This is a genomic window from Desulfovibrio sp. X2 (genome assembly GCF_000422205.1).
Lineage (GTDB): Bacteria > Desulfobacterota > Desulfovibrionia > Desulfovibrionales > Desulfovibrionaceae > Alkalidesulfovibrio.
Genome location: NZ_ATHV01000051.1, coordinates 1 through 3,061, shown reverse-complemented (window position 1 = coordinate 3,061; position 3,061 = coordinate 1). Strand labels below are relative to the sequence as shown.

At 68.9% G+C, this 3,061-nt stretch carries 2 protein-coding genes; one reads left to right on the top strand and one right to left on the bottom strand.

The features are described 5' to 3' along the window. Positions 1–225: 225 nt before the first annotated feature. On the bottom strand, positions 226–1,050 hold the full coding sequence (locus tag DSX2_RS13125) for an alpha/beta fold hydrolase (protein WP_020881570.1): 825 nt from the start codon (positions 1,048–1,050) through the stop codon (positions 226–228). 263 nt (positions 1,051–1,313) lie between these two features. Between DSX2_RS13125 and DSX2_RS13120 the strand changes: the two genes are divergently transcribed. Next, entirely contained in the window at positions 1,314–2,495 is a 1,182-nt protein-coding gene (locus DSX2_RS13120; protein WP_020881569.1) for a cystathionine gamma-synthase family protein, read from the top strand. Positions 2,496–3,061: the final 566 nt, after the last annotated feature.

Here is a 3,061-nt window from a genome sequence, read left to right as displayed (position 1 = left end):
GGAGAAGAAAAAAACGGCCCGGTCTTCCGACCGAGCCGACGCGCACGGCAGGCCCCCCGCACTGTCCCTCCACGCCCAGGCAGCCCTCCGCCCGTCCTGCCCAAGCTGCGCGTGCGAAGCGGGTCAAGGGGTCACCCCTTGCGGGGGAGAGTCCAGAGAGGGGCGAGGAGCCCCTCTCTGGCGGGAGGGTCGAGGGAGGGCGGCGCCCTCCCTTTTCCCAGCAGCTCAGCTTTTGATGAACGCGAGGAGGTCGGGGTTGATCACGTCGGCGTGGATGGTGCACATGCCGTGCGGGTAGCCCTCGTAGACCTTGAGGGTGCCGTTCTTCAGGAGCTTCACCGACTTCATGGCGGAATCCGCGATGGGCACCACCTGGTCGTCGTCGCCGTGCATCACCAGGGTGGGCACGTCGATGGCCTTCAGGTCCTCGGTGAAGTCCGTCTCCGAGAAGGCCTTGATGCAGTCATAGTGCGCCTTGGCGCTGCCCATCATGCCCTGGCGCCACCAGTTGTAGACCGCGCCCTCGGAGACTTCGGCGTCCGGCCGGTTGAAGCCGTAGAAGGGGCCGCTCGGCACGTCCAGGAAGAACTGCGCGCGGTTGTCCGTCAGGGCCTGGCGGAAGCCGTCGAAGACCTCCATGGGCAGGCCTTCGGGGTTGGCCGCGGTCTTCAGCATGATCGGCGGCACCGCGCCCACCATCACCAGCTTGGCCACGCGGCCCTTGCCGTGCCGCGCCACGTAGCGCGCCGCCTCGCCGCCGCCCGTGGAGTGGCCGATGTGCACCGCGTCGCGCAGGTCCAGGTGGGCCGCGAGCTCCGCCACGTCCGAGGCGAAGTGGTCCATGTCGTGGCCCGTGGCGATCTGGCTGGAGCGGCCGTTGCCCCGCCGGTCGGGGGCGATGACGCGGAAGCCCTTGTCCAGGAAGTAGAGCATCTGCGCGTCCCACTCGTCGCCGGAAAGCGGCCAGCCGTGGTGGAAGACGATCGGCTGTCCCGAGCCCCAGTCCTTGTAGAAGATCTGCGCCCCGTCCTTGGTCGTGATCGTGCCCATGCAAGGCCTCCTTGTCGGCGTCCCGCGGCTCGCGGGATGCGGGTATGGTTCGGCGGAGGATGCCGCCTGGAGGAAGGCGATCCATCGTGTTGGATGCCACGCCAGGGGAGGCAGGGCAAGGGGGTTTCGCTTTTTTCGCGGGACATGTCTTCCGGGCCGCGCCGGGAGGCCCCCGGCCCCTGGCGTTCGTCCGGCAGGTGCGATACCACCGGGGCTCGGCCGCGGCGCCGCCGCGGGGAACGACAGACCACAGGGAAGGAAATATGGATCGCACAAGCGGACTCAGGCCCGGCACGCTCGCCGTGTGGGCGGGCGAGGACCACGGCCTGGGCAACGCCACGCAGGTGCCCGTGGTGCACAGCGTGGCCTTCGGCTACGACGACGTGGACGAATGGATCGACGTCTCCCTGGGACGCGCGCCCGGGCACATCTACGGACGCAACACCAACCCCACCGTGGCCGCCTTCGAGGACAAGGTGCGCATCCTGGAGGGCGCCGAGGCCGCCACCAGCGCCGCCACCGGCATGGGCATCATCAGCTCCGCCCTCTTCGGCCTGCTCGCGCCCGGGGACCGCGTCGTCTCCCTCAAGGACACCTACGGCGGCACCAACCGCCTCTTCTCCGAGTTCCTGCCCCGCTTCGGCATCGACGTCACCCTCTGCGACACCACGGACCACGAGGCCATCGAGGCCGAGGTCGCCAAGGGCTGCCGCGTGCTCTACCTGGAGACGCCCACCAACCCCACGGTCAAGATCGTGGACATCGCGCGCCTCTCGCGCGCGGCCCACGCCGCGGGTGCGACGGTCCTCGTGGACAACACCTTCGCCACGCCCATCAACCAGAACCCCCTGGCCCTGGGCGCCGACCTCGTGCTGCACAGCGCCACCAAGTTCCTCGGCGGACACGCCGACGCCCTGGGCGGCGTGGCCTGCGGCTCCAAGGAGCTCGTGCAGGCCGTCTACCACTTCCGCGAGATCAACGGCGCGTCGCTCCACCCCATGGCCGCCTACCTGCTCCTGCGCGGCATGAAGACCCTGGCCCTGCGCATCGAACGCCAGAACGCCAACGCGCTGAAGATCGCCCGGTTCCTGGAATCCCACCCGGGCGTCAGCCGCGTCTTCTACCCCGGCCTCGAATCCCACGAGGGGCACGCGATCGCCGCCAAACAGATGCGCGGCTTCGGCGGCATGCTCTCCTTCATGCTGGCGGAGAACACCTTCGACGCCGTGCGCCGCTTCCTGCCCAGGCTCACCCTCGCCCACACCGCCGCCAACCTCGGCGCCGTGGAGACCATCGCCGGACCTCCGGCCACCACCAGCCACGTGGAATGCACCCCCGAGGAACGCGCCGCCATGGGCATCCCCGAAAGCCTCATCCGCTACTCCACCGGCATCGAAGACGCCGACGACCTCATCGTCGACCTGGACCAGGCCCTGCGCGGGTAGGCCGGTTCGGATAGATCGGTCCGGACGGACAAGAAAAGAATCGCCTCCGGCGGCCAGGGAGGGGCTCCTCGCCCCTCCCTGGACCCACCCCCGCGAGGGGGTCACCCCCTCGACCCGCCTTCGCACGCGATACGCACGGACGATGCACCCGGGGCCGCCTGGGCGTGAAGGGCCTGTCGGGCAGGTGCGGTCGTGCGCCGCGGCCGGATGGGAAGAGCGGGCCGTTTTTTTCGCCGGACGGCGAAAAAAACGGCCCGCGCCATCTCCTTTGCCCCTGAAAATCCCCGCGAGTGCCTTTGCAGGCTCTCGGCAAAGGAGATGGGGGAGAGATTCTACATGTGGGTTTTCGTTCGTGGGCGAGGGATTCGGGGAATCTTCCCCGACGGCGACCGTGCCCGGGATTTTCCCCGCGCGCTTTGGCGCGGGGAAAATCCCGGGCACTTCCGTTCTGCTGCCCCTCACGCCCAGGCAGCCTCTGCCCGGTTCGTCAGTCGTACCGCTTGCGAAGAGGGTCCAGAGATCGGAAGAGCGTCGTGTAGGGAAAGAGTGTAGATCTCGGTGGTCGC

What these genes read in the sequence shown, in the direction of transcription:
- DSX2_RS13120 (WP_020881569.1), top strand. Translation starts at nt 1,314, where the DNA reads ATGGATCGCACAAGCGGACTCAGGCCCGGCACGCTCGCCGTGTGGGCG.
- DSX2_RS13125 (WP_020881570.1), bottom strand. Translation starts at nt 1,050, where the DNA reads ATGGGCACGATCACGACCAAGGACGGGGCGCAGATCTTCTACAAGGAC.